Source organism: Flavobacterium chryseum (assembly GCF_004362015.1).
Classification (GTDB): domain Bacteria; phylum Bacteroidota; class Bacteroidia; order Flavobacteriales; family Flavobacteriaceae; genus Flavobacterium.
The window spans coordinates 1-3,421 of the sequence record NZ_SNWW01000029.1 but is presented as its reverse complement, the minus strand read 5'-3'; the positions used below and the strand labels follow the sequence as shown (position 1 = coordinate 3,421).

The following is a 3,421-nucleotide window of genomic DNA, read 5'->3' as shown; positions in this document are numbered from 1 at the left end:
TCAAACTTTTAAATATTTTATTTAAATTAGAAACCTGCTTTAAAAAAATCTCAAAGATTGCCACGTTCCTGCAGTCGGCAAGATGAACGGTTGTTTAACAACCGCCTATCTTGCCACCCATTGCCTCGAAACTCGGCGGTGGAGAAACTTAAAAGCAAAGAGTTTGATAACAATGAAAATGAAAAATGATGGAAAGAGAAAATTCAAACAGAACACGAATCGTGGGACTGCGATTCACTCCCTTGGAGTATGCCGAGCTGGAAAAAAGATTCAGAGCAAGCACCTGCCTAAAATTAAGTGATCATATCAGAAGCCACTTATTCAACAAACCTATTATTGCCACCTACAGAAATCAGTCTTTAGACGAACTGATGGAAGAGACTTCTGTACTTACTTCCGAATTACGGGCAATCGGCAATAATATCAATCAGATTGCCCGAAAGATAAACACGCTCAAAACAGTTCCTGATTTTAAAGGACATCTTTATCTGTTCGAAATCCAGAGAAAAAGGCTTTTTGATAAAATGGAAGAAGTATCAGGTCACACCCAGAAAATAGCAGAAAAATGGTTGCAGTGATAAAAACAAGCTCGTCCATAAGAGGCATTCTGACTTACAACGAAAATAAAGTTGAGATCGGAAAAGCGGAATGCATAAGTGCTGTGAATTATCCGCTGGAACTGGAAAAACTGAATTTCACTTCAAAATTAAACCGCTTTCTAAAACTGGCAGAGCTCAATACCAATGCGAAGCGGAATTCGGTGCATATCTCGCTCAACTTTGATCCCTCGGAGAATCATTCGAAAGAAAAACTGGCTGAAATTGCGGATGTCTATATGGAAAAACTGGGCTTCGGCAGACAGCCTTATCTGGTGTATCAGCATTATGATGCAGGGCATCCGCACTGCCATATAGTGACAAACAACATTCAGAGAGACGGAAAAAGAATCGATCTGCACTTATTAGGGATCAGAAAATCAGAACCTGCCCGAAAAGAAATTGAGGAAATGTTCGGGCTTGTAAAAGCTGAAGGAAGAAAACAGAAAGAACAATTTTCGTTAAATCCGATAGATGTCGGCAGAGTCCAATACGGAAAAGTAGAGTCCAGAAAGGCGATCAATTCAGTTTTAAACAAGGTTTTGTTTGACTATAAATATTCAAGCCTGCCCGAGCTCAATGCAGTCCTAAACCTCTATAATGTTCATGCTGACAGAGGAAGTGAGGAATCGAGAGTTTTTAAAAATAATGGACTGCTTTACAAGATACTTGACCAGAATTCAAAACCGATAGGCGTTCCGATAAAAGCCAGTGAATTCTACAGAAAACCCACCTTAAAATTTCTGGAAGAGAAATTTAAAACTAATGACGCAGAGAAACAATCTTGTAAAAAAAATGTAAAGAATGCCATAAAACTGGCTTTCTTTCGTGAAGACATAATTTCTCTCGAAAAGTTATCCAAGATATTGGAACAAGAAAGCATTCACATGATATTACGAAAAAACAATGAAGGACAGCTTTACGGAATAACTTATGTTGACCATAAAACCAGATCCGTTTTCAACGGAAGCAGTCTGGGAAAAGAATTCAGTGCAAAAGGAATTCAGGAAAACTGTGCCATGAACATTCTTTCGATTGAAAGAAAAAATCAGAATTCAATTGCAAATAATTCAGAGAACTTTCAAAATATTGAATTAAAAGAGTACGTAAAAGAAAATTTGGCAGATATACTGCTACGTGGAGAAAAAATAAATGATTATGTATCTAAACAATTTAAACAAAAAAAGAAAAAGAGACTTTATAAAGGGATTTAAAATAGTTAAGGGTGTAAAATTACACCCTTAACTATGTCTCCAATTTTCGTTAGCACATCCAAATGTTAGATGCAATAATTAACCACCAACACATCTGATACATTACCAACAAAAGCCACTCTGTTTAAGGAATGGCTTTTGCTTATCGATTTCAAATTGAACTAATACTATAAAGCTATTATCCAATATAAGATTGTTTTATTGTTCTCATCAACGATTGCACCTACGGAAAAACGATTCTGCTTTGAAACAATTTCCTTAAATATGTTCTTATTTCCGTAGTCTAGAACGTAAAATTTACTGTCTTTGTTTACGAATCTATTTAATTTATTAGCATTGTTATCTATTGATGGGATCGCTGGCTTATCTTCCCCTGTACATAACTTATGATAATTATCTACTGTATCTGGAATAATAAAATTACATTTTTCATTATAATCAATAGTTATTTTTGATTTACTAATTATATTATTATGATGTTTGATAAATTCATCATCTGTATATTTATAAATTTGGAATATACTAGCATAGCCTAAATACTTATAAGAATCCGTGTAGTTTATAATTTGCACCTCAGAATTATTAATTTCTTCTTCGCTAATTGGATATGTATTAAATATTGAGGGAATAATTGTGTTTTTAAACTTTAAAAATTGTGTTTGTTTAGCAGAGTCATTTTGTCCACATGAAACAATAGTAAAAAATAAGATTCCGAGAAATGTCTTCATGGTTTTAGTTGCTTATAGCTTTTTTAAATTCGTTAAGTTTTCCATCTTTTGGATAATTTTTCCAATTTACATAATGTTTTGATTCATTGCTACCATCTGGGTAAAGTAAGTTACCTAAAAAATTCATAACATCAGCAACGATACTTGGCGCTGAATATGATTTTTCTGAAATTTTAACTTGTGAATAACCATTAGATAATGTTTCATCCTGGAGAATTGTTGAACTTTCAGTTTTGGACTGACTACCTGTAGGGACATAAGTAACATTTGCCCAAATTTCATCAGTAGTTGTATTTTGAACAGTTACAGCTCCACCTGGAGTGATAGCACTAACTGTTGTTCTTACAGTTGTTTCAGATAAAACTGTTTTAGGTGCCAACTCTCTATCATTTTTTTCCATTAAATTCGCTGACTGTTCGGCTGAATATTTAACATTTCCTTCCTTATTATTCTTAGGATTTGTATCTACAATTTCTTTCTCTTTTGCAAGATGTTCCCAATTTCCACCTAATTTATTTTCATAGCCTTTAGTTTCGTTTTTATTGTGAATCACTTCTCCTGTCTGACTATTAACAAACCAATCTGGTGGTGGAGGTGTTCCTGCCATCATACCATCTGGGTCAATAAAATAAACAGGATTATTTAGAGCATAAGTGTACGGATTGAATCTACGTGATTTTTCCGCCAGCGGGTCAATATTCATCCAACGACCTAATGCAGGGTCATAATTTCTTGCTCCATAATCATACATGTTAAGCCCCAGCTCGTCTTGAAGCTCCTTGCCATTGTACTTATACTTGTTATTAGTAGCCACATAGTCATTATACCCCTTGTGCTTTAATCCAAAAGGATAATAATTATTTTCTTCGATAATTTCAAGAAC

Annotated in this window: 4 protein-coding genes; 2 read left to right on the top strand and 2 right to left on the bottom strand. The window is 34.4% G+C overall.

Annotated features, from left to right (window positions below; translation table 11 throughout):
- Window positions 1-185 precede the first annotated feature (185 nt).
- Complete coding sequence (locus EV143_RS21255) at window positions 186-578, top strand: plasmid mobilization protein (protein WP_133509908.1); 393 nt, start codon at window positions 186-188, stop codon at window positions 576-578.
- Window positions 566-1,810, top strand: a complete 1,245-nt coding sequence (locus EV143_RS21250; protein ID WP_133509907.1) for a relaxase/mobilization nuclease domain-containing protein — start codon at window positions 566-568, stop codon at window positions 1,808-1,810. Before EV143_RS21255 ends, EV143_RS21250 begins: the two co-directional genes overlap by 13 nt.
- Before the next feature lie 167 nt (window positions 1,811-1,977).
- Here EV143_RS21250 and EV143_RS21245 read toward each other — a convergent pair whose 3' ends face one another.
- Together EV143_RS21245 and EV143_RS21880 are read right to left on the bottom strand one after the other, a co-directional pair.
- Complete coding sequence (locus EV143_RS21245) at window positions 1,978-2,538, bottom strand: hypothetical protein (RefSeq protein ID WP_133509906.1); 561 nt, start codon at window positions 2,536-2,538, stop codon at window positions 1,978-1,980.
- Between the two features lie 4 nt (window positions 2,539-2,542).
- Window positions 2,543-3,421 (bottom strand): RHS repeat-associated core domain-containing protein (locus EV143_RS21880; RefSeq protein ID WP_243739929.1); only part of this gene is annotated, 879 nt, incomplete at its 5' end.

Bases quoted from the DNA above. Each gene is read 5' to 3' on its own strand.
- EV143_RS21255 (WP_133509908.1), top strand. From the start codon at position 186: ATGATGGAAAGAGAAAATTCAAACAGAACACGAATCGTGGGACTGCGA.
- EV143_RS21245 (WP_133509906.1), bottom strand. From the start codon at position 2,538: ATGAAGACATTTCTCGGAATCTTATTTTTTACTATTGTTTCATGTGGA.
- EV143_RS21250 (WP_133509907.1), top strand. From the start codon at position 566: ATGGTTGCAGTGATAAAAACAAGCTCGTCCATAAGAGGCATTCTGACT.